Source organism: Azospirillum oryzae (genome assembly GCF_900177515.1).
In the GTDB taxonomy this organism is placed as follows: domain Bacteria; phylum Pseudomonadota; class Alphaproteobacteria; order Azospirillales; family Azospirillaceae; genus Azospirillum; species Azospirillum oryzae_A.
Genome location: NZ_FXAK01000009.1, coordinates 171,526 through 195,660 on the forward strand (window position 1 = coordinate 171,526; position 24,135 = coordinate 195,660).

The 24,135-nt window shown below is 65.5% G+C and carries 24 protein-coding genes and 1 pseudogene; 7 read left to right on the forward strand and 18 right to left on the reverse strand.

The features are described from left to right. Positions 1-12 precede the first annotated feature (12 nt). The 5 genes from B9N97_RS29265 to B9N97_RS29285 form a co-directional block, all read right to left on the reverse strand. A complete protein-coding gene (locus tag B9N97_RS29265; RefSeq protein WP_085091350.1) occupies positions 13-1,350 on the reverse strand; it encodes an MFS transporter in 1,338 nt (445 codons plus the stop codon). 134 nt (positions 1,351-1,484) lie between these two features. Further along, complete coding sequence (locus B9N97_RS29270) at positions 1,485-2,126, reverse strand: N-carbamoylsarcosine amidohydrolase (protein WP_085091351.1); 642 nt, start codon at positions 2,124-2,126, stop codon at positions 1,485-1,487. Positions 2,127-2,137: 11 nt separating this feature from the next. Beyond that, entirely contained in the window at positions 2,138-2,839 is a 702-nt protein-coding gene (locus tag B9N97_RS29275) for a maleate cis-trans isomerase family protein (protein WP_208621342.1), read from the reverse strand. Between the two features lie 69 nt (positions 2,840-2,908). After that, positions 2,909-3,736, reverse strand: coding sequence for an alpha/beta fold hydrolase (locus B9N97_RS29280; RefSeq protein ID WP_085091353.1), 828 nt, complete (start codon positions 3,734-3,736; stop codon positions 2,909-2,911). After that, positions 3,733-4,881: an FAD-dependent monooxygenase gene (locus tag B9N97_RS29285; protein ID WP_085091354.1), complete on the reverse strand. Its 1,149-nt coding sequence runs from the start codon at positions 4,879-4,881 to the stop codon at positions 3,733-3,735. The genes B9N97_RS29280 and B9N97_RS29285 overlap by 4 nt, the downstream gene beginning before the upstream one ends. A 469-nt stretch (positions 4,882-5,350) precedes the next feature. Here B9N97_RS29285 and B9N97_RS29290 point away from each other — a divergent pair, with 469 nt between their 5' ends. The 5 genes from B9N97_RS29290 (at position 5,351) to B9N97_RS29310 (ending at position 11,739) form a co-directional block, all read left to right on the forward strand. Further along, positions 5,351-6,400, forward strand: a complete 1,050-nt coding sequence (locus B9N97_RS29290) for a 2,5-dihydroxypyridine 5,6-dioxygenase (RefSeq protein ID WP_085091355.1) — start codon at positions 5,351-5,353, stop codon at positions 6,398-6,400. Between the two features lie 107 nt (positions 6,401-6,507). Next, positions 6,508-6,990 carry a MarR family winged helix-turn-helix transcriptional regulator gene (locus tag B9N97_RS29295; protein ID WP_244560993.1) on the forward strand — a complete coding sequence of 161 codons (483 nt, stop codon included), beginning with the start codon at positions 6,508-6,510 and terminating at the stop codon, positions 6,988-6,990. Between the two features lie 80 nt (positions 6,991-7,070). Further along, positions 7,071-7,655: a (2Fe-2S)-binding protein gene (locus B9N97_RS29300; protein ID WP_085091356.1), complete on the forward strand. Its 585-nt coding sequence runs from the start codon at positions 7,071-7,073 to the stop codon at positions 7,653-7,655. Then, positions 7,552-11,163: a molybdopterin cofactor-binding domain-containing protein gene (locus B9N97_RS29305; RefSeq protein WP_085091357.1), complete on the forward strand. Its 3,612-nt coding sequence runs from the start codon at positions 7,552-7,554 to the stop codon at positions 11,161-11,163. The genes B9N97_RS29300 and B9N97_RS29305 overlap by 104 nt, the downstream gene beginning before the upstream one ends. Before the next feature lie 378 nt (positions 11,164-11,541). Beyond that, a complete protein-coding gene (locus B9N97_RS29310; protein WP_085091358.1) occupies positions 11,542-11,739 on the forward strand; it encodes a hypothetical protein in 198 nt (65 codons plus the stop codon). Between the two features lie 110 nt (positions 11,740-11,849). On the opposite strand, the gene B9N97_RS29315 is transcribed toward B9N97_RS29310, so the two are convergent. From B9N97_RS29315 to B9N97_RS29355, 10 genes are all read right to left on the reverse strand, one after another. Next, positions 11,850-12,497 carry a cytochrome c oxidase assembly protein gene (locus B9N97_RS29315; protein ID WP_085091359.1) on the reverse strand — a complete coding sequence of 216 codons (648 nt, stop codon included), beginning with the start codon at positions 12,495-12,497 and terminating at the stop codon, positions 11,850-11,852. After that, complete coding sequence (locus tag B9N97_RS29320) at positions 12,472-13,089, reverse strand: SCO family protein (RefSeq protein ID WP_085091360.1); 618 nt, start codon at positions 13,087-13,089, stop codon at positions 12,472-12,474. Before B9N97_RS29320 ends, B9N97_RS29315 begins: the two co-directional genes overlap by 26 nt. Next, on the reverse strand, positions 13,089-14,807 hold the full coding sequence (locus tag B9N97_RS29325) for a cbb3-type cytochrome c oxidase subunit I (protein WP_085091361.1): 1,719 nt from the start codon (positions 14,805-14,807) through the stop codon (positions 13,089-13,091). The genes B9N97_RS29320 and B9N97_RS29325 overlap by 1 nt, the downstream gene beginning before the upstream one ends. After that, positions 14,804-15,244, reverse strand: coding sequence for a cupredoxin domain-containing protein (locus B9N97_RS29330; protein WP_208621301.1), 441 nt, complete (start codon positions 15,242-15,244; stop codon positions 14,804-14,806). The genes B9N97_RS29325 and B9N97_RS29330 overlap by 4 nt, the downstream gene beginning before the upstream one ends. A gap of 102 nt (positions 15,245-15,346) precedes the next feature. Continuing rightward, a complete protein-coding gene (locus B9N97_RS35785) occupies positions 15,347-15,496 on the reverse strand; it encodes a hypothetical protein (RefSeq protein WP_167393418.1) in 150 nt (49 codons plus the stop codon). Between the two features lie 148 nt (positions 15,497-15,644). Further along, complete coding sequence (locus tag B9N97_RS29335) at positions 15,645-16,028, reverse strand: hypothetical protein (protein ID WP_085091363.1); 384 nt, start codon at positions 16,026-16,028, stop codon at positions 15,645-15,647. Between the two features lie 13 nt (positions 16,029-16,041). Then, complete coding sequence (locus B9N97_RS29340; protein WP_085091364.1) at positions 16,042-17,280, reverse strand: molybdopterin-dependent oxidoreductase; 1,239 nt, start codon at positions 17,278-17,280, stop codon at positions 16,042-16,044. A gap of 21 nt (positions 17,281-17,301) precedes the next feature. Beyond that, positions 17,302-18,051 (reverse strand): c-type cytochrome, encoded by a 750-nt coding sequence (locus tag B9N97_RS29345; protein ID WP_085091365.1) that lies wholly within the window; start codon positions 18,049-18,051, stop codon positions 17,302-17,304. Positions 18,052-18,265: 214 nt separating this feature from the next. Beyond that, positions 18,266-19,240 (reverse strand): malate dehydrogenase, encoded by a 975-nt coding sequence (locus B9N97_RS29350; protein WP_085091366.1) that lies wholly within the window; start codon positions 19,238-19,240, stop codon positions 18,266-18,268. Between the two features lie 21 nt (positions 19,241-19,261). After that, complete coding sequence (locus tag B9N97_RS29355) at positions 19,262-20,023, reverse strand: substrate-binding domain-containing protein (protein ID WP_085091367.1); 762 nt, start codon at positions 20,021-20,023, stop codon at positions 19,262-19,264. Positions 20,024-20,152: 129 nt separating this feature from the next. Between B9N97_RS29355 and B9N97_RS29360 the strand changes: the two genes are divergently transcribed. Continuing rightward, complete coding sequence (locus B9N97_RS29360) at positions 20,153-21,034, forward strand: LysR family transcriptional regulator (RefSeq protein ID WP_085091791.1); 882 nt, start codon at positions 20,153-20,155, stop codon at positions 21,032-21,034. Between the two features lie 22 nt (positions 21,035-21,056). On the opposite strand, the pseudogene B9N97_RS35300 reads toward B9N97_RS29360, so the two are convergent. Both B9N97_RS35300 and B9N97_RS29370 read right to left on the reverse strand, forming a co-directional pair. Next, positions 21,057-21,272: pseudogene (locus B9N97_RS35300) on the reverse strand (transposase); the annotation flags it as partial. Between the two features lie 135 nt (positions 21,273-21,407). After that, complete coding sequence (locus tag B9N97_RS29370; protein ID WP_085091369.1) at positions 21,408-22,268, reverse strand: helix-turn-helix transcriptional regulator; 861 nt, start codon at positions 22,266-22,268, stop codon at positions 21,408-21,410. A gap of 100 nt (positions 22,269-22,368) precedes the next feature. Between B9N97_RS29370 and B9N97_RS29375 the strand changes: the two genes are divergently transcribed. After that, entirely contained in the window at positions 22,369-23,256 is an 888-nt protein-coding gene (locus B9N97_RS29375) for an SDR family oxidoreductase (RefSeq protein WP_085091370.1), read from the forward strand. A gap of 9 nt (positions 23,257-23,265) precedes the next feature. Here B9N97_RS29375 and B9N97_RS29380 read toward each other — a convergent pair whose 3' ends face one another. Continuing rightward, on the reverse strand, positions 23,266-24,042 hold the full coding sequence (locus tag B9N97_RS29380; RefSeq protein WP_085091371.1) for an AraC family transcriptional regulator: 777 nt from the start codon (positions 24,040-24,042) through the stop codon (positions 23,266-23,268). Positions 24,043-24,135 lie beyond the last annotated feature (93 nt).

The window sequence follows — 24,135 nt, forward strand, 5'->3', positions numbered from 1 at the left end:
TACACCATTTGGTCAGCGATTCACCACTTTCGGCGGGAGGGCATAGACCAGCAGGGCGCCGACCAGCAGACAGCCTGAGAAGAACCACAGGGCGGCGCTGCTGCTGCCGGTCAGGTCGATCACGATGCCGATCAGCGAGTTGCTGACCAGCCCGGCGATGCTGGCGAGCGAGATCGCCATGGCGAAGCCGGTGGCCGCCGCCGTGCCCTTCAGGAAGGTGGCCGGCAGGCTGAAATAGGCCGGAAGCGGACCCAGCACGCCGACTGACGCGATGGTGAACAGCGCGACGGTGGCGACGAGGTTTTCGGCGAAGAAGGTGCTGGCGGCCATCGCAGCGGAGGCGGCCAGAAAGGGAACGATGATGTGCCAGCGCCGTTCGCGCATCCGGTCGGAACTGGCGCCGATCAGCAGGATGCCGATCACGGCCAGGATGTTGGGGATCATCGTCAGCAGGCCGATGTGGAACGGGTCGACCACGCCGGTCTTGCGGATGAAGGTGGGCAGCCAAAAGCCGATGGCGTAGGCGGTCAACAGGATGGCGAAATCGATGCCGCCCAGCATCCAGACCTTCAGGTTCAGCAGCCCTTCCTTGAAGCTGTGGCCGGCATGCTTGGCCTCGGCATCGTCGCCGTGCAGGTCGGCGGCGATCCGGGCCTTCTCATCGCCCGACAGCCACTTGGCATCGCGGAAGGAGTTGGGCAGCGCCATGAAGGTCAGGAAGCCGAGAAGCACGCTGGGGATCGCCTCCAGCAGGAACAACCACTGCCAGCCGCGCAAGCCCTGGACATGGTCGAAATGGCCCATGATCCAGCCCGACAGCGGGCCGCCGATCACGCTGGACAGCGGCAGGCCGATGACGAACAGCGCCATGATGCGGCCGCGGCGATAGGTCGGGAACCACAGCGTCAGGTAATAGAGCACGCCCGGCAGGAAGCCAGCCTCGGCGGCGCCCAGCAGGAAACGGACGATGTAGAACTGGGTCGGGGTAGAGACCAGCATGGTGGCGGCCGACAGCAGGCCCCAGGTGATCATGATGCGCGCGATCCACAGCCGCGCGCCGACCTTGGTCAGCACGAGGTTGCTCGGCACCTCGAACAGGATGTAGCCGACGAAGAACAGGCCGGCGCCCAGACCATAGGCCGCCTCGCTGAACTGGAGGTCGCCCATCATCTGCAGCTTGGCGAAGCCGATGTTGATGCGGTCGAGATAGGCTGCCAGATAGCAGAAGCAGAGGAAGGGAATGATCCGCCAGGTGATTTTCTTGTAAAGCTGGTCCGCATCGACGGACTGCGCCGCGCCCAAAGCTGCATTGGGTGCGGCATTCGCTGTTGTCGTCTGGGCATAGGACATGTCGTCTGTCTCCTTACGCTGATCGCGTTGTGAACCCGTCCTGTTTTTGCATGCCGGCGCCGCCTGTCTCGGGTGCGGCACCGGGTGTTGGCCCCGGTTTTCTTTTTATTGGTCCTGATACCGGAAAGCGTTTTTTAGCCGACCTTCTTTACGAACTGCGCAAGCGCCTCCTGTTTCTTCACCACATCGCCGTATTTGCTGTCGATGTCGAACAGGTTGGCCTCGTGCGGGCCGTCGTGGCGGTCGCCGACGCATTCGCGCACCACGATGGTGCGGAAGCCGTGCTGGACCGCATCGACGGCGCTGGCGCGGATGCAGCCGCTGGTCGAGCATCCGGTCAGCACCACCGTGTCCACACCCATGGCATGCAGCATCGGCGCGAGGCTGGTGCCGAAGAAGGCGCTGGCATACTGCTTGGAGATCACCACCTCGTCGGGTTGCGGCGTGACCTCCGGGCAGAAGGCGGCGAGCGGGTTGCCCTCCACCATGTCCTTCATCACCGGGGCCTTGCGCACCCACATGCCGCCATCGGCGAAATGGCCGGGATGATAGCGGATGTTGGTGTGGACGACTGGAATGCCGGTGCGGCGGGCGGTCTCCAGCAACTCGACCGTCTCCGCCACCGCGCTCACCACGCCGGGGGCGTAGAGCGGCGCGCCTTCGGTGGTGTAGCCCTGCATGAAGTCGATCACCAGGAGGGCCGGCCGCTCGCCGAAGCCGATCCGGTTGCCCCAGACGCCCTTGTAATTGTCGGATGCGCTCTGCCCGTCGGTCATGTGGTCGCTCCTTAGTAAGCGCCGGACAGCAGGGCGCCGGCGCCGGGCACGATCGGCTCCAGCTTCAGCGACTTCAGCATGGCGTAGGTGGTGGCGATGGCGGCGGTCAGCACCGGCTTACCGGTCTCCGCCTCCACCCGCGGCACCACCGGCAGCGACGGCATCTGCACGCAGGCGGACAGGACGACCACGTCCACGCCCTCCAGGTTCATGCCGCGCACGATGTCCGGCAGGTTGTTGGGGTCGTGGCGGGCGACGTCGAGGTTGTCGGGGATCTCCAGCGCGCGCCAGTCCTGCACCTCGAAGCCCTCGGCGCGGATGTAATCCACCACCAACTCGGTCAATGGGCGCATGTAGGGGGCAACGATGGCGATGCGCTTGGCGCCCATCACCTTCAGCCCGTCGACCAGGGCGCCGGCGCTGGTGACCACCGGGGCCGGCGCGTCGTTCTCCAGCGTCTTGCGGGCAAGCCGCGCCTCGGAATCGCGGTGGTAGCCAAGGCCCATCGACATGATGGCGACGAGGCAGGCATAGCCCAGCACATCGACGCGGGCGTCCGACAGCTCGACGGCGCAACGGTCGGATTCGGCGTCCATCGCCGCCAGCTCTTCCTTCTTGACCGTCTTCATCCGCATGCGGGCGGAATGGAAGGTGAAGCGTTCCGGGCGGATCGCCTGACGCGCGGTCAGCATGGCCGGAATTTCCGTTTCCATGGTGACGTTGGAGCTGGGGACGATCTGGCCGATGCGGTACAGCGAAGACATGGGATTGGTTCCTGTGTGTCAGGCGAGCGGATGACCGAGGCTGTCGCCGAAGGCGGCGAAGAAGCCGTCGAGGTCGTCCCAGGGGATCATGTGCCCGGCGTTGGGGACGCGGGCGATGCGGATGGCGGGTTGGAGGCGGGCGATCTCCTCCTCGTCCTCCGGCTGGATGACGCCGCCGCGTCCGGCGACGATCAGCAGCGCCGGAACCGGCAGCTTCGGCAGGTCGGCATGGATGTCGTCCTGGTGGAAGCCTTCATAGGCACGGACGATGGCCGGCTCGTAGCAGGTGTGCAGCCATTCCGCGCGCAGTTGCAGCTGCTCCTCCGTCCAGGTCGGGCAGAAGGCGCGCATGGCGTCGGCGTCCATGCCCTTCAAGGACTGGCGGATGGAATCGACGTACCAGGGCAGCCCGCTGGGATAGGGCCGGCGGCCGGGGCCGGAGACCGGCGGATCGATCAGCACAAGCTGGCGCAGGCCCTTCCCGTCCCCGCGCACCGAAGCGCGGATGGCGAAGCGGGCACCCATGGAATGGCCGACCAGGACGTAGTCGGTCAGGCCGAGCGCGGCGACGAAGGCGTTCACATCGTCGGCGCAGGCATCGATGCCGTAATCCAGATGCGGGCCGCTTTCCGACAGCCCTCGTCCGCGCACGTCCAGCACATAGGTGTCGAACTGCCGCCCGAAGCGCTCGGCGACGAAGCCCCAGGTGACGGCCGGGCTGGTGATGCCGGGGATCAGCACGATGGCAGGGCGTCCGGCATGCCGCTCCCCGCCGTAGCGCAGGTAATGCTGGCGGATGCCGTTCGCCTGGACATTGGCGCCGTAGAGGAAGGTCGAGGCGGTCATGCCGCGATGCCTTCGCGCAGCGGCTGCTCATAAACGTCGTAGCCGAAGACCCAGGCGGGATCCTCCTGGTCGCGCAGGAAGGTGTTGGCGTTGGACACCGCCTGCACGCGCGTCGCCCGGTCCTTGCGGTTGGCCTCGTACAGGGCGAAGGCAGTGCGGTAGTCGGTCAGGCCGGTTTCAGTCAGGCAGCGCGTCAGCATCGCCGCGTCCTCGATGGCCATGCCGGCGCCCTGGGCCATGTGCGGCTTCATCGGATGGCAGGCGTCGCCCAGCAGGACCAGCCGGCCGCGGCTCCACAGCGGCAGCGGGTTGCGGTTGCGCAGCGGCCATTTGGTGACCTCTTCCGTGCACTCGATCAGCGCCTGGACGGTCGGGTGATAGCCCTGGAAGGCCTCGAACATCTCCTCGCGGCTGCTGTCGACGAAGGCCTCCTGGAAGTCCCAGGCCGGATGCGGCACCCCGGTGACGTAGTAGTATTCGTCGCGCTTCCCGGTGGTGAAATAGACCATCATGTGACGGTCCTCGGTCCACCACTTGATGCAGTCCTCGAAGGTCAGGTCGTACTTGGCCAGCTGGTCGCCGCGGATCAGCGCGCGGTGCGCGACCCAGCCGCTGTAGTTCGGCGCCTCGACGCCCAGCAGGGCCTCGCGGATGCGGGAGTTGATGCCGTCGGCGCCGATGACGATGTCGGCACGCGCCTCGGTCCCGTCGGCGAAGGTCAGATGCACGTCGTCACCGCTGTCGGTGATCGTCTCCAGCCGCTTGTCGAAATAGACCGAACCGGAGGCCAGCGTATCCATCTGCAGCAGATGCATGTCGCCACGGTGGACGGTGACGTAGGCGGCACCGTATTCGCGCTTGGCGAAGTCGCCCAGCGGGATTCGTGACAGGTAATCGCCGGTAAAGCCGTCGCGGCTGAACCAGAAGTCCGGCTTGGAGCCCATCGCCTCCAGCGGCTTCTCGATGCCCAGGCGGCGGAACACCTTCATCACGTTGGGACCGACGTGGATGCCCGCACCCAGCCGGGAGAATTCAGGGGCCTGTTCGTAGACATCCACCTGGAACCCGGCCTGCTGCAGAAGCCCGGCGGCGGCGGCCCCGCCCAGGCCGGCCCCGACGATAGCGATTCTCTGAGTCTTTCCCATGGGTATGGCCCTTTGCTGACGTGGGGGTTTTCGGCCGGCGGCGCCACGGCGCGCGCGACCGGACGCAAGGGTGCGGAAAGGGTGTCCGGGGGCTTCTCGCCCCGGCTCTGGCCGGCGACCGTTGCGTTGAACTCGTTATAGAGTGTGTACGCTGTTTCAACTTGCCACGCAACACATTTCGTCATACAACGGCACTCGGGCTTTGCGGGACCGAAAACCCGCATTAAGGCACGGTTTGATCGCATTTTAGCCTTGAGGCGCCTCATTTTTTATCAGGCATGCCTTATTATTGTTCATATCGGCGCAGCGACAACAAAGAGCTTACCCCCACACTGTTCATGGTCGAATTAAGCTTATACGCTCTATATGTATCGATCAGACGGCCGCTGTCAGCGGCAGACGATCATCCGGAAATCCGGCCTGGATCGCGCATTGCGCGGCCATGGCCACCTAGGTTGGGAGAGATGAGATGCCGGTCAGCGATCGCGAACTGACGCAGATGTTCGAACGGGTTCTGACCCTGTCCAAAGTGGACAAGACCCAGAGCGTCGCTGTGTTGAAAAGCGACTATTCCAACCCGCGCATCGTGCGCGCCGCGATGGACGCGGCCCAGCGCCTGGGTGCGAACGTGTACGGCGTCGAACTGCCGGCCTTCAACCATCCGCGCGCCATGGGCATGGACATGACCGCCTATTGCGGCGACACGCCCCTGACCGGCAACCTTGCCGCCCAGCGCGCGCTGGAGGCGGCCGATTTGATCGTCGACACCATGATGCTGCTGCATTCGCCGGAACAGGAGCAGATCCTGAAGACCGGCACCCGTATCCTGCTGGCGGTGGAGCCGCCGGAGGTGCTGGCCCGCATCATGCCGACGGAGGAGGATAAGATTCGCGTCAACGCCGCGGCGGAACGGCTGAAGCGCGCCCGCTCCATCGCCGTGACCTCCAAGGCCGGCAGCGATTTCCGCGCGACGCTCGGCCAGTATCCGACGGTGACGGAATATGGCTTCGCCGACGAGCCCGGCCGTTGGGACCATTGGCCGAGCGGCTTCCTGTTCTCCTGGCCGGACGAAGGCAGCGCCGAAGGCACGCTGGTGCTCGACGTCGGCGACATCCTGCTGCCCTTCAAGACCTATGTGCGCGAGAAGGTGACGCTGGAGATCGAGGAGGGCTTCATCCGCCGCATCCATGGTGGGTTCGAGGCGGAATACCTGCGCGACTACATGGCTTACTTCAAGGATCCGGAGGTCTACGGCATCTCCCACATCGGCTGGGGCCTGCAGCCGCGGGCGCAATGGACGGCGATGGGCCTGCACGACAAGAACGACGGCATGTGCATGGACGCCCGCGCCTTCTACGGCAACTTCCTGTTCTCCACCGGCCCGAACACCGAGGTCGGCGGCAGCCGCAAGACCCCCTGCCACATGGACATCCCGCTGCGCGGCTGCGACATCCTGCTGGACGGCGAGCCAATGGTGCTGGCCGGCGACGTGGTGGCGCCGGAGGCGTCCAGGGCATGACGTCCGGAATCAAGGGCGGCGTGAGACCGAAAGCCCGCCGCCCTTCCCTGCCCCCGTCGCCGCTGCTATCGTTCGCCACACACCCGGTCCACCGCATGTTGTCCCCGATGTCCCAAGACCTGCTGCCCGAAGACGGCCCCCACGCTGGCCCCGGAGAGGCGGATTACGTCTTTTCCGACCAGATCGGCCATCTGCTGCGGCGGGCCTATCAACGGCACCTCGCCATCTTCCAGCGCAACGCCTGCGACCCGCAGCTGACTTCGGTGCAGTTCGTCACGCTCTGCGCCATCCGCGACAATGGGCCGAGTTCACTGATCGAGCTGGTGAAGTCCACCGCCATCGATCAGGCGACGATCCGCGGCATCGTCGACCGGCTGAAGGCGCGCGGGCTGATCAGCCAGACCTCCGACGCGCAGGACCGCCGCAAGGTCATCAACTGCCTGACCGACGAGGGACGGCAACTGCTGGAGGACATGGTGCCCTGCGCCAAGCGGATCAGCGAGCTGACCATGGGGCAGCTGAACCCGGCAGAACGGCTGGCGGTCACCCATGTCCTGCAGAAGATGATCACGCAGGACGGGGAGGAGTAACCACCCGCCGACGCCTTGCAGACAAGGCTCCCGCGGAGGCCCGCGGGGATGCGGGACCAATCGCACCGGACGGACGCTTTATGGAAAAGACCATCGCGCTGCGGGTGAATGGCCGCGCCGTCTCGGTGACGGCGATGGCCGACACGCCGCTGCTCTACATCCTGCGCAACGATCTGGCCCTGAACGGGCCGAAATACGGCTGCGGGCTCGGTGAATGCGGGGCCTGCACCATCATCCTCGACGGCGTCGCCGCACGGTCCTGCGTGATCCCGCTGGCCGGTGCGGAAGGGCGCGAGGTGGTGACGCTGGAAGGGCTGGGCAGCAGCGCCGCCCCGCACCCGGTCCAGCAGGCCTTCATCGACGAGCAGGCCGCACAGTGCGGCTATTGCATGAACGGCATGATCATGACCGCCAAGGCGCTGCTCGACCGCAATCCGACTCCGACCATGGACGAGGTGCGCCGCGCCCTGTCCGGCAACCTGTGCCGCTGCGGTACCCATGTCGAAATCCTGCGCGCCGTCATGCGGGCTGCGCAGCTTCTCTCCTCCCCCGGAGCACATCATGACGACCATCTCGACGCCCGGCCCGACGCCCGAATTGCAGTCCCAGCCGACGCCGACGCGTGCGGAGCTGATGGCGGCGACCGGCGTCCTGCTGATCGTTGACGAGATCCTTCCGCCCTCCGGCCCGGTCGCCAAGGGTGCCACCGCGACGCCCAAACCGCCGGAAACCGCGCTGTTCCTGGCGGTGCGCGACGACGGGCAGGTCTTCGCCTTCAACGGCCATGTCGATCTCGGCACCGGCATCCAGACGGCGCTGGCCCAGATCGTCGCGGAGGAGTTGGACCTGCGCATGGACCAGCTGCGCATGGTGCTGGGCGACACCGGCCGTACGCCCAACCAGGGCGCCACCATCGCCAGTGCCACCATCCAGATTTCGGCGGTCCCCCTCCGCAACGCCGCGGCGGAGGCGCGCCGCTTCCTGTTGGAGCGCGCCGCCGCCCTGTTCGGCGTGCCGGCAGGAGAGTTGCGCGTCGAAGAGGGCGTGGTGATCGCCGGCGACGGCAACCGCCGCATTTCATACGGTGAGCTGGTGCGGGGCGAGCGGGTGGAGTTGCGCATCAGCGGCAAGGCCCCTCTGAAGGCGCGCGAACAGTACAAGCTGGTCGGGAAGGGGGCGCCCCGCGTCGACATTCCGGCCAAGGCGACCGGCGAATTCTCGTATGTACACGACCTGCGGCTGCCGGGCATGCTGCATGGCCGGGTGGTCCGCCCGCCCTATGCCGGCATCGACAGCGGCGAGTTCGTCGGCAACAGCCTGGAGAGCATCGACGAAGGCTCCATCGCCCACATCCCAGGCGTCGTCAAGGTGGTGGTGCTGCGCGACTTCGTCGGCGTGGTGGCGGAGCGCGAGGAGCAGGCGATCAAGGCGGCGCGGGAGCTGAAGATCAGCTGGAAGCCCTGGACCCGCAAGCTGCCCGACCTGTCGAACCTCGCCCAGGCCCTGCGCGAGAATCCCAGCACGCCACGCAAGGTGCTGGACAAGGGCGATGTCGATGCCGCCCTAGCCACCGCCGACCAGCGGATGACGCGGACCTATGTCTGGCCCTACCAGATGCACGGCTCGATCGGGCCGTCCTGCGCCGTCGCCGATTGCGGCACGGACCATGCGACCGTCTGGTCCGGCACCCAGAACCCGCATCTGCTGCGCGCCGACCTTGCCTGGCTGCTGGAATGGCCGGAGGAGCGGATCGACGTGGTGCGAATGGAGGCCGCCGGCTGCTATGGCCGCAACTGCGCCGACGACGTGGCGGCCGATGCGCTGCTGCTGTCGCAGGCGGTCGGCCGTCCGGTGCGCGTCCAGTTGACCCGCGAGCAGGAGCATCTGTGGGAGCCGAAGGGCACCGCCCAGCTGATGGAGGTCGATGGCGGGATCAGCGCCGACGGCGGCATCGTCGCCTACGACTTCGCCACCAGCTACCCGTCGAACGGCGCGCCGACGCTGGCGCTGCTGCTGACCGGACGGGTCGATCCGGTGGCGGCGGTGTTCGAGATGGGCGACCGCACCTCCATCCCGCCCTACGACTACGAGAACATGCGGGTGGTCATCAACGACATGGCTCCCATCGTCCGCGCCTCCTGGATGCGCGGGGTGTCGGCGATGCCCAACAGCTTCGCCCATGACAGCTACATCGACGAGCTTGCCTTCGCCGCCGGGGTCGATCCGGTGGAATTCCGCCTGCGCCACCTGCGCGACGACGAACGCGCCGCCGACCTGATCCGTGCCGTCGCCGGGCGTGCCGGCTGGCAGCCGCGCACCGCCCCGCAGCAGACCCCGCCGGAGGGAGACGTGCTGCGCGGACGCGGCTTCGCCTATGCCCGCTACATCCACAGCAAGTTCCCCGGCTTCGGCGCCGCATGGGCGGCCTGGGTGGCCGACGTGGCGGTGGACCGCAAGACCGGTGAGATCGCGGTGACCCGCGTGGTGGTCGGCCATGACGCCGGCCAGATGATCAACCCCGACGGCGTGCGCCACCAGATCCACGGCAACGTCATCCAATCGACCAGCCGGGTGCTGAAGGAACAGGTGGAGTTCGAGGATTCGGTGGTCGCCGCCAAGGAATGGGGCGGCTATCCGATCATGACCTTCCCCGAGGTGCCGGACATCGATGTGCTGATGATGCCGCGCGAGACCGAGCCGCCACTGGGATCGGGCGAGTCAGCCTCCGTCCCCAGTGCGGCGGCCATCGCCAACGCGATCTTCGACGCCACCGGGATTCGCTTCCGCGAGTTGCCAATCACAGCGGAGCGGGTGCGCGAGGCGCTGAACGGCCCGTCCGAAGCGGTCGCGCCCGCCCCGCCGGAAGCGGTGAAGCCGCGCAAGCGCGGCTGGAAGGCGTGGCTCGGCGCCTCACTGACCGGCTTATGCGGGGTGATGATCGGCATGGCGAGCAGCGCCCTGCCCTTCCGCGCCGAAATCGTCCCGGTCTCGCCGCCGTCCTCAGGGCTGTGGTCGTCCGCCACCATCGAGCGCGGGAGGCAGTTGGCGGCACTCGGCGACTGCGCGGTCTGCCACACGGTGGAGAATGGTGCGGCCAATGCCGGCGGCCGGCCGTTCGAGACGCCGTTCGGCACCGTCTACAGCACCAACATCACGCCGGACCCGGACAGCGGGATCGGGCGCTGGTCCTTCGCCGCCTTCGACCGGGCGATGCGCGAGGGGATCAGCCGCGACGGCCGGCATCTCTATCCGGCCTTCCCCTACACCGCCTTCCGCAACATGACCGAAGACGACATGCAGGCGCTCTATGCCTACATGATAACGCAGCAGCCGGTGCGCAGCGAGACGCCAGCCAACACCATGCGCTTCCCCTTCAACCTGCGCCCGATGATGGCGGGGTGGAACACCCTGTTTCTCAACCGTGAGACCTACAAGCCGGCCCCGCAGCGGAGCGCCGAGTGGAACCGCGGCAACTATCTGGTCAACGGGCTTGGCCACTGCGCTGCCTGCCACAGCCCGCGCAACGCGCTGGGGGCGGAGAAGCTGGGCGAGGCCTTCCTGGCCGGCGGCACGGTCGACGGCTGGGAGGCGCCGGCGCTGACCGCGCTGTCCAAGGCGCCGAAGCCCTGGACGGAGGACGACCTGTTCACCTACCTGCGCACCGGCTTCTCCCAGCGCCATGGCGTCGCCGCAGGCCCGATGGCCGCAGTGGTGCACGAGCTGTCGACCGTACCGGAGGCGGATGTGCGGGCGATGGCGGTCTATCTCGCCTCCCTGGGCAGCGATGTGGGCGGTGATGCGGTGGAAGCGCCCGCGGCCACGCCCGTCCCCGTCAGTTCCGCCAATGGAGAGCGCATCTTCAACGGCGCCTGCCAAGCCTGCCACAGCGACGGCAACGGACCGACGCTGTTCGGCGTCAGTCCGTCGATGGCGGTGAACAGCAACGTCCACAGCGACAGCCCCGACAATCTCGCCCGCGTCATCCTGCACGGCATCCAGAACCCGGCGACCCGCGACCTCGGCTATATGCCGGCCTTCCGCGACAGCCTGTCCGACCGCCAGGTTGCGGATCTGATGGCGTATCTGCGCGGCCGTTTCGCTCCGGACAAGGCGGCCTGGACCGACGTGGCGAACGCGGTGACGCGGGCGCGGGCCAATCCGGGGACGCATTGACGGGGAGGCCAGCGCCTTACATTGGCGCACAAATCGCCGCGATGGGGAATCCGCCGGCGGCCAGTGGTGACCTCGACCTTTCTGGGCAGGCAGACTCCGGGATCGCAGGCTGCGCCCGATCAGTCGCTGGTAGCGCATGATGTAGCGTGTTGCACGGATGTTGCCGGTGTCGTAGTCGGAGGCCCCACTCCCGCTCTGGTCTGTCGCCATGCCGCATAAAGCGAATGCCGCTCGCCGTCACCGCATCCCACGGCCGAAGCGGCGCAGCCACGCTGACCGACCGCGATGTTGACGACGACGCCCAGGTCGGCCCCTTGCTCGACCAAGTCACCGGCCCGGTGGCCGCGTTCACCGGTGATGGCGCCTACGACCGGGCGCATGGCTTGGCAGCGGAGCAGCGGCTACAATCAGAGGGCAAAGGTCGAGGGGCAGATCGGACGCTGGAAGCAGGTCATCGGACCGGCCCTGCGGCTCCATGCCGACCGAGCGCCGGCCACCGAGATCGCCATCGCCGCCGCCGCCGTGCTCAACCGCATGCTCGACCTCGGACGCCCGAACTCCGTCCGCACCGCCTGACCGGCGGGGGGAGCCAGGGCAACCTCTTGCCCTCACCCCCTCCATGCGACACGCCGGCACGCGGCACACTGCTCCAGCAAGGCTGGCCCATAGACGACGCTTACGGTATTTCAAGGGAAAAGCAGTTTGCAAATTCCCGCAAGTTGAAGTGGTATCCCGGAAACCAACATGATGAAGCCCGACAGGCGCTGGTCCTCGATCGGCGACAGGTTCCATAAGCAGACGACGTCAAGATATGGCGTGTAAAGCACGCTGGGAGACGTCATCCACAGGACCGAGACGATGGTCATCGGGATCCCCGCCACGATTGCGAGCACGCAGATCCCGAACGGGCGTGGCCCCGTCGATCTCGCCGCGAGGATCTGGGCCCAGAGCATCGTCCCGATCACGAATTCCAGCAGACCGAGGGGGGCGGCGAAGAGGGCGTTCGCGATGCTTGGATCGAGAATGGCGGGATAGCCGATGGCTGTGCTCGCGAGCATGAAGGCAGCGCCCGCAATCCAGGGATCGAGCAGCCATCCGCAAGCCGTCGGGGACCGTTCAAGCCGATGCCACCATGCGGCAGGCAGCGAAGCGCACAACAAAGCGGGAGCGGCCTGGTTCAGCCCCATGAGGGATATGGTATAGAGCGACATCGAGGATAGGGGATTGTGAATCCCCCAGCCCGACACCCCGATCACCAGCAGGGCGGCCAACAGGCCGCAGAGCCTCCAGCCCAGCGGCGGCTTGGCTTCAGTCGAGCACATGGCGGATGTCATTGGCCACCGCCTCGGCGTCGCCGAGTTGGGAGTAACTGTATCGCGTGCGCAGCCGCCCCCGGGGATCCAGCAGGAACACAACCGACGTATGGTTTATGAGGCCGCTGTCCTTGTCCCGCCACCAGGATATGTTCCAGTTGCGGGCAGCGTTCGCCACCGCAACCTCGCTCCCCGTCAAGCCGATGGGCGGCGGATCGAACGACGCGAGATACTGTCGCAACCTGTCGGGCGTATCCGCGACCGGATCGAGCGTGACGAACACCGTCTCTATCTCGCTCTTTCGCGAACCGAGACGTTCCAACACGTGTCCCAAGCCGAGAAATGTGGTGGAGCAGATTTCTGGGCAGCTCGCATAGCCGAAATAGACCAGGACCGCATGCCCCTTCAGGCTGTCCAGCCGGAAGGGGCGGCCGTACAGCGTCGTCAGATCGAGCGCCGGGTCGCGGACGTCGCCCGCGGAGGAACCATAGAATGTGTTCGGTGACCACAGGAACGCATAGCCGCACAACAGGGCCGCCATGGCGCCGCAGACGATTGCCGCCCGGCGGATGGAGAGCAGGAGGGGCAATCCCTGCTCCGCCTGGTCCGTCATCACCAGACCCTCCAGCCGGTGGAGAGGTTTGCATGCTGCAGGAAGGGCCACAAGATCGGGACATAGGCGGCGACGGTTGCAAGCGCGACGAGCCACGTCATGATCCAGATGTGGTCGAGCGCCCCGGCGACACGGTTCGGAGCGGCACTGCCCGCATAGGCGCCGAGCACCTCGGCGAAGCCGATCTCCCGTCCTTCTTCGGTCTTCGCGCCGAAGACCAGGCTTGCGAAGAACAGGCTGTAGAAACAGAGCAGGGCGAGCCAGAGGACGGCACCGCCAAGTCCCACGACTGCGAGCGGTAGCTGCGCATTCCCATAGAGTGCGTCATAGACCGGCGCCGGCAGGCTGGACACCCAGGCGCGGCGCGGAACCCCATGAAGCCCCGACCACAGCATGCCGACCGCAAACAGGGAGATCCCGACAAACCAGAGCCAGACCGAGGCGAGCGCCAGCCGGCGGCTGACCAGAGCCTTCCCGCTCAGGTGCGGCACCATCCAGAAGGCCAGACTCATGAAGGTCAGCGCCGTGACGCTTCCGACCGTCAGATGGAAGTGGCCGGGCAGGTAGGTGGTGTTGTGGACGATGCTGTCCAGCTGCCAGCTGCCATTGACCAGCCCGGTGGAGCCGCCGACGATGAAGGTGATGGCGGCAAGAACCTGCGCGGCAACGGCCGGATTTCCCCAGGGCAATGCCGTGAACCAGCCGAAAATGCCGCGGCCGCCACGCCGGCGGCCGGCATATTCCAAACTGAGACCGATGGTGAAGGCGGTGATCAGGCTCGGCAGGGCCACCGACATCGTCAAGGCCGTCAGAATGCCGCGCCATATGGGGGAAAAACCGGGATCCGCGAACTGATGGTGGCTTCCGACCGGCAGTGAAAAGACGAAAAGCATGACGAAGGTGATGCGAGCCATCGTGTCGGAGGCAAGCTTTCCCCCCGCCTGGCGCGGCAACAGTCCGTACCAGGACACGTAGGCGGGCATGAGCCAGAAATAGACGATCGGATGTCCGGTGAGCCAGAACAGCGTGCGTGCAATCATCGGGTTGACGGCGTCGATCCAGCCGAGGCTCCAGGGGACAAGCTGGACGAGGAGTTCCAGCCCCACGCCGAGGGAGCAGACACCCCACATCAGCATGGTGATGACCGACATGTAGGTGACGAGTGGCGTGATCATGCCCGGATGCAGCGTACGCCAGCGACGGCGCATGACCAGCAGGACCGGCAGCGGCAGGACGCTGCCGAAGGCCAGCAGGGTCATTCCGACATAGAAGAACGCGCTGCCCTTGAGCGGCGGGTAGAAAGTCCAGAGGACGGTCGCCGAATTGTCGAACATCGCCACGAGGAGCATCAGCGTTCCGACGGCCATGGTTCCGTAGCATGCCCCCCACAGACCCAGGGGGATCGGAACGTCCATCTCCCGGGCCGGCAGATACACCAGCAGGCCGGCCGTCACGAAGAAGGTGAAGACATAGGCGTTCAGCACGCCATGGATCGTCAGGCCCTGATAGTAGGTCTTCAGGGCCGGCTCCAGAAACGGATACAGATCGATCCCGGCATAGTTCAGCGCCTGGAGCGGCCCGATGGAGGCACCGATCATGAGGGCGCTGAAGCCGGTAACGAGAAAGGCGAGCATCAGACGCCGTGCCGCCGCCCATGTCGAGCCGACGGAGGCGGACGCTTCGTCGTGGGACAGGTCTGCGAAACCGACGGCGCTCATGACTGGGCCTCCTGCGGATCGACCACGATCCTGCCGACCATGGCCTGATGCTCAAGGCCGCAGAACTCGTTGCAGATGATGAAGAAGACGCCGGCGCGCTGGAAGGTGTGGGTGACCGTCCCCACCATTCCCGGGACGGCGGTCAAATTCACCGGCGTGCCCTGTACCTCGAAGCCATGCAACACATCCGCGCTTGTGACGTGGAAGGTGATGGCCGCGCCTTGCCTGACGTGGATGGTACCCGGTGCCCAGTTCCAGAGGCGTCCGGTAATGTAGACCGAATAGGCGTTCGGCCCCGTCCGAACCACCGCTCCTTCCTGGAAGGCGCGCCTGGTCTCCGCCGGGATCTGTTCATTATTGTAGGCTTCGGACCGGGTGACGACGCCATAGTCGTGAACGACAAAGAACATTGTCCCGATCATCAGGAGCGTCAGCATCAGGACGCACAGTAAGACCCATACGCGTTCATGACGATCGGCTGTTCGATGAAAGGCTTCGTCGAATGGGTCCAGAACAGTTTCTCGGGACATGGCAGACCCTTATGTGCGGATGGAGAAGAGGGCGGCGACAAGGCACCAGACTGCAAGCGAAACCACCAGAAGGAAGCCGCCCACGATCCATGTTCCGACGGGTTTCACAGGGGAAAGCGGAAGAGGGGCATTTTGCCCAGGCTCGATCTTCTCATTCATCTGGTTTTCCCTTTGCTCGGTTTTGTGGTCCATGCCCAGAGACGCGCCGATGGCCCGGCAAGTCCTGGCCTTCCGGATGGATGCACAGGGGCGTCGCGGGTCCGCGGACCGTTGGAGCTACCAGAGCCGTCCGAGTGGGAGCGTCAGGTCAGCCCGAGGCCCCGGCCTCCCCCTCGCCGCCCGGCGCATTGCCGGCCGGAAGCCCATGCCGTTCGACAAGCGCGCGAACGATGTCGGGTATGGCGGCGTCGCCGATCGGCGCACCGAAGCTGTCCCGCATCTTGGTCACTTCCGACTTCCAGACATCCGCCGGCAAGGGCGGCTGGGAATCGACGAATGCCGGGGAGTGGCAGAGCAGGCAGTTCGTGTTGAGGACGGCCGCGCCCGGCCCTTCGTAGCGGGCGCCCGATCCCGGGAGCGTCACGCTCTGCGGCTTCAAATCGATTTTCGACGCCGGGAAGGTGACGCCCGACGCGGCCAGCGTGGCGCCCGGAACGACCGAGAGGAGGAATATGAGATATCGCGTCCGCATCCTGGTCGTTCCCTCATACGAATTCGATGTCTATGCGGGGTGCCGGGTTGTACATGAACCCTCCGCCATTCCATCCGGCCTGAAGCGGCTGCCGTTCCCCGAGGGCGCTGGTCACACGCGCAATCACCGCGAGCTTCCCCTTGCGTCCCGCAGGAAGGCGGAAACTCCATTGGCGAAAGCTGAAATCGCCCCAGTCCTTGCCCAGGCTGGCCGGCTCCCAGCTGCGGCCCTCATCGAGGGAGATGTCGACGGACCTGACCGCGGAATTGCCGCCGAATGCTAGGCCGCGCAGCACGAAATCCGCGCCCGACGAAATCCTGTCGCCCGTGCCGGCGTTGGAGAAGAAGCTCCGGGGATTCATGGCGGAGATGGGGACATAATTGACGCCCGTCTCGCCGGGCCTGATCGAGCCGTTCGGCCGATCCGGAATTTTGTAGGCACCCGCCATCCAGAACTTTTCGCCCGGATGGGTCGTAACCTCGATTTCGCTCAGCATCTTCACCCAGTAGGTCGCATACCATCCCGGCACGACCAGCCGGACCGGCGACCCGTTGAGGACCGGCATCTGCTCGCCATTCATCCCGTAGGCGGCCATCACATTGCCGTCCATCGCCTTTTCCAGAGGAAGGACCTTCTCGTAGATGTCCTTGTCCGGAAACATCGAGACAAGTCTCTCCATGGATCGGAAGGCGACATGGGAGGCGTTTGCCCGAGGCTTTGCGCGAGCGATGATTTGGCTGATCGGCACGCCCGTCCACATGGCGTTGCCCATCGCGCCGTCCGCCCACTGCGCCCCCGGCACCCGTGGTTCGACCCGCCCGCGACTGTTGCCCGAGCATTGGTTCACGGCTGCGAGATCGATCGGATCGAAATCCGCCGCCAGATCCTTCAGCGAAATCTCGTAGAGCGCGTCCACCGCGCCATACACGCGAATCCGGTAGCTGGCGATGTCGACATGGGTGGGAAAATCCCCCAGATGCCAACGGACATAGAAGCTCTCGTTGGGGGTGAAGACATGCTGCCCCAGCACGGACCATGGCGTTTCGAGAAGCGGCGGCCTTGTCCGGTGGATTATCATGGCGGCCTTTTCGGGGAAGGTCCCCGCCGGTGCGATCTGGCGCTCCCCATTGGCGAAGGGAAGGTCGATCGTCTCCGCCAGGGCGGACCGGGCGACCGGCGGCAACGCCGCACCGAGTGCGCCATAGGCGGTCATGGTGAAGAGTCGTCGGCGGTTGAACGAGTATGTCGTCATGGTGATGGCATCCCCGCTGAATCAGGGCTGTTGTCCGGATGAGTGTTGAACGGGCCTCGCCAAATCCGCGTAGTAGGCAGACAGCGCCTCGATTTCCCCGCGCGTCAGTCTTGGCGAGATGAGAGACATGAAGTAGTCGGGGCCTTCCGGCCGTTTCCCGTTCCGCCAGGCGAGAAGCGTGCGGGCGAGATAATCGGCGGACTGTCCTGCAAGGGCCGGTGCGGTGGCATAGCCGTCGCCGACGGCGCCATGGCAGGTGGCGCAGGCAGGTATTCCCCGGGTGGGGTCGCCGTCCCTCACCAAGGGTGGAGCGGCATCGGCCTTGGCCTGCCCGCCGGAGACCCGCTCATCCTGTGAAACGGCCCGTGAGTCGGCCCGTACGTCGGGAAGCGTGGCGATGTAGGCGGCAACGGCGGATATCTGGTGATCGTCCAAGGCAGAGGCATACGGAGACATGATCGGATTGGTGCGGATGCCGCTTTTGAATCCGTGAAGCTGCCTCGTGATGTAGAAACTGTCGAAGCCGGCCAGCTTCGGGATGCCGCCGAACTGGTTTCCTTCGCCATGGCTTCCGTGGCATGACGAACATCCGGCTGCGGAAGCATCGCCACCGCTCCCGTGCTCGAATATCTGGTGGCCGATCTCCGTCAACTGATCGGCGTGCAGTGGCGGAGCGGTCAGCGAGAGCAATGCCACGATCGCCGACAGCCGGTACGGCTTGGCGCGACCGCGGGCACACGACTCCTGCTTCGCTGCAACGGTGGCGAACACATTACCCTCCTCGAATTTTCAAGGCACACCGTTCCTCGGCCCTTTTCAGGGACAAGCCGGCACAGATGGCTTAATCGCCGCTTCCGGAACCGACCTTTCAAACCGCGGCCTCGATAATCATGCAGCGTGAAGGCATTCGTGCCGCCTGGAGTTGGTCGAACGTTTCCGCGGGGATGTCGGTGATACGGCGAAGCAGCGGCAATCAGCGGTCAGGTCAGGACGACAAGGCATCCCGTTCTTCGGTGAGTTCCTTCACGGTCTTCTGCAGCATTTCGCGCTGGAAGCCGTTCAGCTCTAAACCTTCGACGATCCTGTAGGAACCCTGGGAGCAAATGACCGGAAATCCGCAAACCAGCCCTTCCGGCACCCCGTACTGTCCTTGCGACGGCACGGCCATCGACGTCCATTTCCCCCCGGTTCCCGCCAGCCAGTCCCGCATCTGGTCGATCGCGGCGTTGGCCGCGGAGGCCGCGGATGAGGCGCCGCGCGCTTCGATGATCGCGGTGCCGCGGCGTGCGACCTCGGGGATCAGCGTCCCACGATACCAGGCTTCATCGTCGACCACGGCCGGCAGCGGCTTCCCCGCCGCCGTCGCGAAGGTCCAGTCGGCGAACATCGTCGGCGAATGATTGCCCCACACCACCAGATTTTCGATCTCCGAGACGGTGCAGTTGGCCTTGCCGGCGAGTTGCGTCAGTGCCCGGTTGTGGTCGAGCCGGATCATCGAGCTCACTTGGGAGGGATCGAAACCCGGCGCATGGCGGAGCAGGATCGCCGCGTTCGTGTTCGCGGGATTGCCGACCACCAGAACGCGCGCGTCGCGGCGGGCGTTTTCGCCTATTGCCCGGCCCTGGACCTTAAAGATCTCCGCGTTCGCGGTGAGCAGATCACGACGTTCCATGCCCTTGGTGCGCGGCCGCGAGCCGACGAGGAAGGCCGCATCGACATCCCGGAACGCGACCGCCGGGTCGTCCGTCATGACGATGTTCGCAAGGAGCGGGAAGGCGCAATCCTCCAACTCCATGACGACACCGCGCAGAGCCGGCTGCGCCTGGGGCAGGTCGAGAAGACGCAGTTCGATCCGCTGCATGTTCCCGTAAAGGTCCCCGGCGGCCAACCGGAACAGAAGCGAATAGCAGATCTGACCGGCCGCGCCGGTGACGGCGATTCTCTTCACATTTCTCGACATCGTTCGCTCCTATTTCTGATCTCAAGAGGCTGGCACGATCCATCCAGCTTTGGCGAAGATGGCGGCCGCCTTCTCACCCTGGAGGAATTTCAGGAAAGCCTTTGCCTCGTCCTTCGCGTGCCCTCTCTCCGTCAGGACTGCGCCGGTGTCGCGGTAGATGCGATAGGACGGCTCCACATCGACGGTATCGGCGAGATCGGCATTGCTCACCTGCCAGATGTTCCAGATGATCCAGGCGTCGAGGCTCTTGTCCTCGATCCAGGCTTTCCTGGCTTCGGCGCTGTTGGAGGCGAACTGCTTGATGTTCTGCCGGAGAGCCTTGACCTTGGAGATATCGCCGGTGCGGCCGGCCATGTCTTCCCAAAGACCGTTCTGGCCGGCGCCGTTGACGACCAGAACGCGGTGTCCGGGCTTCATCAGATCGTTCAACCCACCGATCCTGTCGGGATTTCCGGGGCGGACGAGTATTGCAGAGGGCCGAAGATAGAGCGGAACGACATTTTCTTCGGAGATCTGTCCGCCGAAGGCTTTTACGAAGTCGGACATCATCGTTTCCGAACCGCTGAAAACGATGTCCGCGTCCTCCTTCGCCTCCCCGATCCAGGAGGGCGTCGGACCTGCCTTGATGATGACCTTGACGCCCGTGTCCTTCTCGAAGGCGAGGGCGGCCTGCTTCATGGCGGGAAGCGGACCGCCCGGACCGTAAGCGTGAATTTCCGCTGCGGCCGCAGGCAGTGCCGCAGCGGTGGCAATCCCCATCGCCAAAGTGAAGGCTTTCAGCATGGTCGCGTCCTTTGATTTGCTCCCCTTCAAAGGTTAGCGACGAAAACCAGCAGCTCCATCGAATTTTCCTGCTACAAACGTTCGAGAAAATCGATTGATATATCATTCACGACCCTAGCGGTGGTGGTCATGACCCTGGAACAGTTGCGGATATTCGTGGTCGTCGCGGAGCATCAGCACATCACCAAAGCGGCGAAGGCAATGAACATGACCCAGTCGGCCGTTAGCGCCGCCATATCGGCGCTCGAACAGCGGCATGGCGTGACGTTGTTCGACCGCATCGGTCGGTCCATCAATCTCAACCAGACCGGACAGGTGTTCCTGGAAAGGGCAAAGCGGGTGCTGGCCGAGGCGCGTGCGGCGGAAGCGGCGCTCAACGATCTGGCGGGCCTTCAGCGTGGTGAACTTTCGGTCATGGCAAGCCAGACGATCGGGGCGTACTGGCTGCCCCCCCGGCTTGCGCGGTTCCATGCCCGCTATCCGCGAATCCGGTTCGACATCCGGATCGGCAACACCGAAGCCGTTGCCAACGCCGTCGATTCCGGAACCGTCGAGATCGGCTTGGTGGAGGGAAAGGTCGATCGTTCCACCATTTCCTCCCGAACGATCGCGATCGATGAAATGATCATCGTCGCGCCGCCCGACCACCCGATCGTCGCGCAGCCGTTTGTCGATCGTGCCCTGCTGATGGCATCCGCATGGGTCCTGCGTGAAACGGGGTCCGGCACACGCCATGCATTCAAGACGATGATCGAAGGAGAAGGACTGATGATGTCCGATCTGAACGTCGTCATGGTACTGCCAGGGAACGAGGCGGTCTTGAGTGCGGTCGAGGCCGGCATCGGTGCGACCCTGACCTCGCGGAGCGCCGCTGCAAGCGAACTCTCTGCAGGGCTTCTCGCAGAATCCGCGTATCCGTCGGTTCCTCGTCCCTTCTTCCTGCTCCGGCACAAGGAACGCTACCGCAGCAAAGCGGCAAACGCCTTTGAGGACATGCTGCGGGAGCGATGACGGCGGCATCGCGACCGGTGGTGATCAGCCCCGCTTCGATGGCGACATCGGAATAGCGCGCTGGCCGCCCGCGTCGGCCCGAAGCCCGCGGTGTCCAGGTGGCGATCGCCTCCGGCGTCACCCAGATCGTCAGGTCACCGCTCCGGCGCAGCGCCGCATCGTGGGCCGCCCAGTTCTCAAACCGGTAGCGGGCTTTCGGGATCGTGTGGCGGCGGGGCTCATTGGCCTTGTACGGCATCACGGGCTCGACTTCATCGGGCCGCCTATACCCGCTCGCCCTCCCGACCACCACCATCCCGGGCTTTGTGCACCAATGTTTCGGCAAGCTATCCGCGGTCAGCAATGAGCCGATGAACGCGATCGAACCGATGGTTCAGTGCCCGGCTGGTCCCGTCCCGATCCTTCTGGCGACCAGGGCACGGATGCGGTCCTTGATCTGCTCATCCAGCGGATTGTAGACCAGCAGCCCAAGGTCCGGACGGCCGTCGACGGCGAATCCGGAAAACTCCATCTCGATGCTGCCGAGTTCGGGATGCTGGAGGCGCTTGATCCCCTCACTCGGCGCATAGACGTCGTTCTCCTTCCAGAACCGGGCGAAATCCGCGCTGGCCCGGCACATCTCGTCGACGAGGTCGGCAATCTCCTTCACCGCCCCGGCGCGGGCGGCATCGACACGGAAGGCGCCGACCAGGAACCGCGCCATGCCTTCCCAATCCTTCTGCTTGGCCCGGATCGCCGGATTGCAGAACACCAGCCGCAGGATGTTGCGTCGGTCGGGCGGAAGCGTGGCGTAATCGGTCAGAACGACCGCGGCGGCCTGATTCCAGGCCAGCACGTCCCAGGTCGCCGTCTTGATGAAGGCGGGACAGGCGTCGAACGCATCCAGCAGTCGTTGCAGACGCGGACTGACACCGTCCGCCGGTCTGTACCGCATCTCCGGCGGGCGGCCGAGCGCCAGGATGAACAGATGCTCCCGTTCCAGATCGGTCAGCAGCAGGCTGCCGGCGATCCGATCCAGCACGTCGGCCGACGGCGCGCCTCCCCGCCCCTGTTCCAGCCACGTGTACCACGTCGGACTGATGTTGGCCCGTTGCGCCACCTCTTCCCGGCGCAATCCCGGCGTGCGGCGGCGCCCCGTGAAGCCGAAGACCGCCGGATCGAGCCGCGTGCGGCGGTCGCGCAGGAAGGCGGCAAGTGTGTTGGCCTTGTCTGCCTGTTTGGAGTCGGGCTGCATCGGCAATCCTGGTAGCCGTTATACTAGGAAAACGTCACTACTTTAACAGGATATCAAGGAGCCTCACAGTGGGGGACGAAATTGGAAAGGTGATTTTCCCATGCGCATTTTCCTCACCGGCGCCACGGGCTTTATCGGCCGGGCGGTGCTCTCCGAACTCCTCCAGGCCGGCCATCAGGTCATCGGCATGACCCGGTCCGGCGACGGCGCCCGCGCGCTGGAAGCCGCCGGGGCCGAGCCGCACCATGGCACGTTGGAGGACCCGGCAAGCGTTCGAAGCGGTGCCGAAAGGGCCGATGCAGTGATCCACACCGCATTCGACCACGACTTCTCTCGCTTCGTCGAGAATTGCGAAAAGGACCGACATGTGATTGGCGCGTTGGGCGAGGTGCTGAAGGGATCCCCGCGTCCGTTGCTGATCACCTCCGGGGTCGGTATCGGTGGTGCCGGCCATGGCAGGCTCGCCCGGGAGGATGTCTTCGACGAGTCCCACCCAAATCCGCGCATCGCATCGGAGCGGGCTGGCAACGAGCTGCTGAATGCCGGCGTCAACGTCGCGGTGATGCGGCTGCCGCAGGTCCACAACACCGAGAAGCAGGGGCTGATCACCCCGCTGATCGCCATCTTCCGCGAAAAGGGGGCCGCAGCCTACATCGGCGAGGGGCGCAACCGCTGGTCAGCCGGCCATCTGAGCGACGTCGCCCGCCTGTATCGGCTGGCCATCGAGAAGGCGGAACCCGGCGCCCGCTACCACGCGGTCGGCGAGGAGGGGGTCGAGACCCGCAAAATCGTCGAAACGCTGGCGCGTGGCCTGAAGATCCCGGCGGTCTCCATCCCGCAGGACAAGGCGCCGGAGTCCTTCGGTTGGATGGCGATGTTCGCGGGCATCGACATGGCGGCATCCAGCGCCCTGACGCAGGCGACGCTCGGCTGGCGACCGCTAGGCCCCGGTCTCATCGCCGACCTGGAGGCGATGCGATACCCATGATCGGAGGGGTCAGCCGGCACCCTTGAGATAGGCGCGCGGCGACGATCCCAGCACCCGCTTGAACATCGCCGTGAAGGCGGCGGGATTGTCATAGCCGAGGTCGAGCGCGACCGTGGTGACGCTCTCCCCCGCCACCAGCCGCGGCAGGGCGGCGGCAAGGCAGGCCTGCTGGCGCCATTCCAGGAAGCTCAACCCGGTTTCCCGCCGGAACAGCCGGGTGAAGGCACGCCGGCTGACCGCCAGTTCGTCGCACCATTGCTCGATCGTCTCGTGCACCGCCGGCTGCCGAAGAAAGCGCCGGCAGCGCTCGGCCAAGGCCGGGTTCGTCGGGAACGGAACGGTCAGCGGCTGGGCCGGCAGATGCCGCATCTCGTAGCGGATCAGCGCCATCACCGCGCCGTCGTGGCTGTCCGGATCGTAATCGGCCGGGACATCCACGGCGCGGGAAATCAGGCTGCGGATGAAGGGAGAAAGCCCGACGACCTGACAGCGGTCCGGCATGTCGCCGGTCAGGTCCGGATCAAGGTAGAGGCTTTGGGTGGTCACCGCCCCGATCATGCGGACCTCGTGCATGACGCCGGGCGGGATCCATAGACCGAAGTCCGGCGGCACCACCCATCGGCCTTGCGGCGTCGACATGATCAGCACCCCGGTGATGCCGGAGATCAGCTGTCCGCGCCGGTGCCGGTGGAGCGGCAGCGTGCCGCCGTCCGGGTAATCGTGGGTGGTGGCGAGCAACGGTCGCTGGACGGCATCGATCTCGTCGACGCGGACATTTCTGACCATGGCCCGATCTCGTAGAAAACTGGCCTGACCGCGGTGGCGGGCCTTCTCTGCCGACCGTAGGCTTACGGCGCATTCAACGCAACATGCCGGGCG

Coding starts and splice junctions, on each gene's coding strand:
- B9N97_RS29280 (WP_085091353.1), bottom strand. CDS start 3,736: ATGACCGCCTCGACCTTCCTCTACGGCGCCAATGTCCAGGCGAACGGC.
- B9N97_RS29330 (WP_208621301.1), bottom strand. CDS start 15,244: ATGCTGACGCTCCTGATGATCGGGACAATGTTCTTTGTCGTTCACGAC.
- B9N97_RS29355 (WP_085091367.1), bottom strand. CDS start 20,023: ATGCTGAAAGCCTTCACTTTGGCGATGGGGATTGCCACCGCTGCGGCA.
- B9N97_RS29290 (WP_085091355.1), top strand. CDS start 5,351: ATGCCGGTCAGCGATCGCGAACTGACGCAGATGTTCGAACGGGTTCTG.
- B9N97_RS29270 (WP_085091351.1), bottom strand. CDS start 2,126: ATGACCGACGGGCAGAGCGCATCCGACAATTACAAGGGCGTCTGGGGC.
- B9N97_RS29310 (WP_085091358.1), top strand. CDS start 11,542: ATGGCTTGGCAGCGGAGCAGCGGCTACAATCAGAGGGCAAAGGTCGAG.
- B9N97_RS29380 (WP_085091371.1), bottom strand. CDS start 24,042: ATGGTCAGAAATGTCCGCGTCGACGAGATCGATGCCGTCCAGCGACCG.
- B9N97_RS29295 (WP_244560993.1), top strand. CDS start 6,508: ATGTCCCAAGACCTGCTGCCCGAAGACGGCCCCCACGCTGGCCCCGGA.
- B9N97_RS29275 (WP_208621342.1), bottom strand. CDS start 2,839: ATGGAAACGGAAATTCCGGCCATGCTGACCGCGCGTCAGGCGATCCGC.
- B9N97_RS29340 (WP_085091364.1), bottom strand. CDS start 17,280: ATGACGACATACTCGTTCAACCGCCGACGACTCTTCACCATGACCGCC.
- B9N97_RS29265 (WP_085091350.1), bottom strand. CDS start 1,350: ATGTCCTATGCCCAGACGACAACAGCGAATGCCGCACCCAATGCAGCT.
- B9N97_RS35785 (WP_167393418.1), bottom strand. CDS start 15,496: ATGAATGAGAAGATCGAGCCTGGGCAAAATGCCCCTCTTCCGCTTTCC.
- B9N97_RS29285 (WP_085091354.1), bottom strand. CDS start 4,881: ATGGGAAAGACTCAGAGAATCGCTATCGTCGGGGCCGGCCTGGGCGGG.
- B9N97_RS29300 (WP_085091356.1), top strand. CDS start 7,071: ATGGAAAAGACCATCGCGCTGCGGGTGAATGGCCGCGCCGTCTCGGTG.
- B9N97_RS29320 (WP_085091360.1), bottom strand. CDS start 13,089: ATGACGGACCAGGCGGAGCAGGGATTGCCCCTCCTGCTCTCCATCCGC.
- B9N97_RS29335 (WP_085091363.1), bottom strand. CDS start 16,028: ATGCGGACGCGATATCTCATATTCCTCCTCTCGGTCGTTCCGGGCGCC.
- B9N97_RS29375 (WP_085091370.1), top strand. CDS start 22,369: ATGCGCATTTTCCTCACCGGCGCCACGGGCTTTATCGGCCGGGCGGTG.
- B9N97_RS29370 (WP_085091369.1), bottom strand. CDS start 22,268: ATGCAGCCCGACTCCAAACAGGCAGACAAGGCCAACACACTTGCCGCC.
- B9N97_RS29305 (WP_085091357.1), top strand. CDS start 7,552: ATGACGACCATCTCGACGCCCGGCCCGACGCCCGAATTGCAGTCCCAG.
- B9N97_RS29360 (WP_085091791.1), top strand. CDS start 20,153: ATGACCCTGGAACAGTTGCGGATATTCGTGGTCGTCGCGGAGCATCAG.
- B9N97_RS29325 (WP_085091361.1), bottom strand. CDS start 14,807: ATGAGCGCCGTCGGTTTCGCAGACCTGTCCCACGACGAAGCGTCCGCC.
- B9N97_RS29315 (WP_085091359.1), bottom strand. CDS start 12,497: ATGACATCCGCCATGTGCTCGACTGAAGCCAAGCCGCCGCTGGGCTGG.
- B9N97_RS29350 (WP_085091366.1), bottom strand. CDS start 19,240: ATGTCGAGAAATGTGAAGAGAATCGCCGTCACCGGCGCGGCCGGTCAG.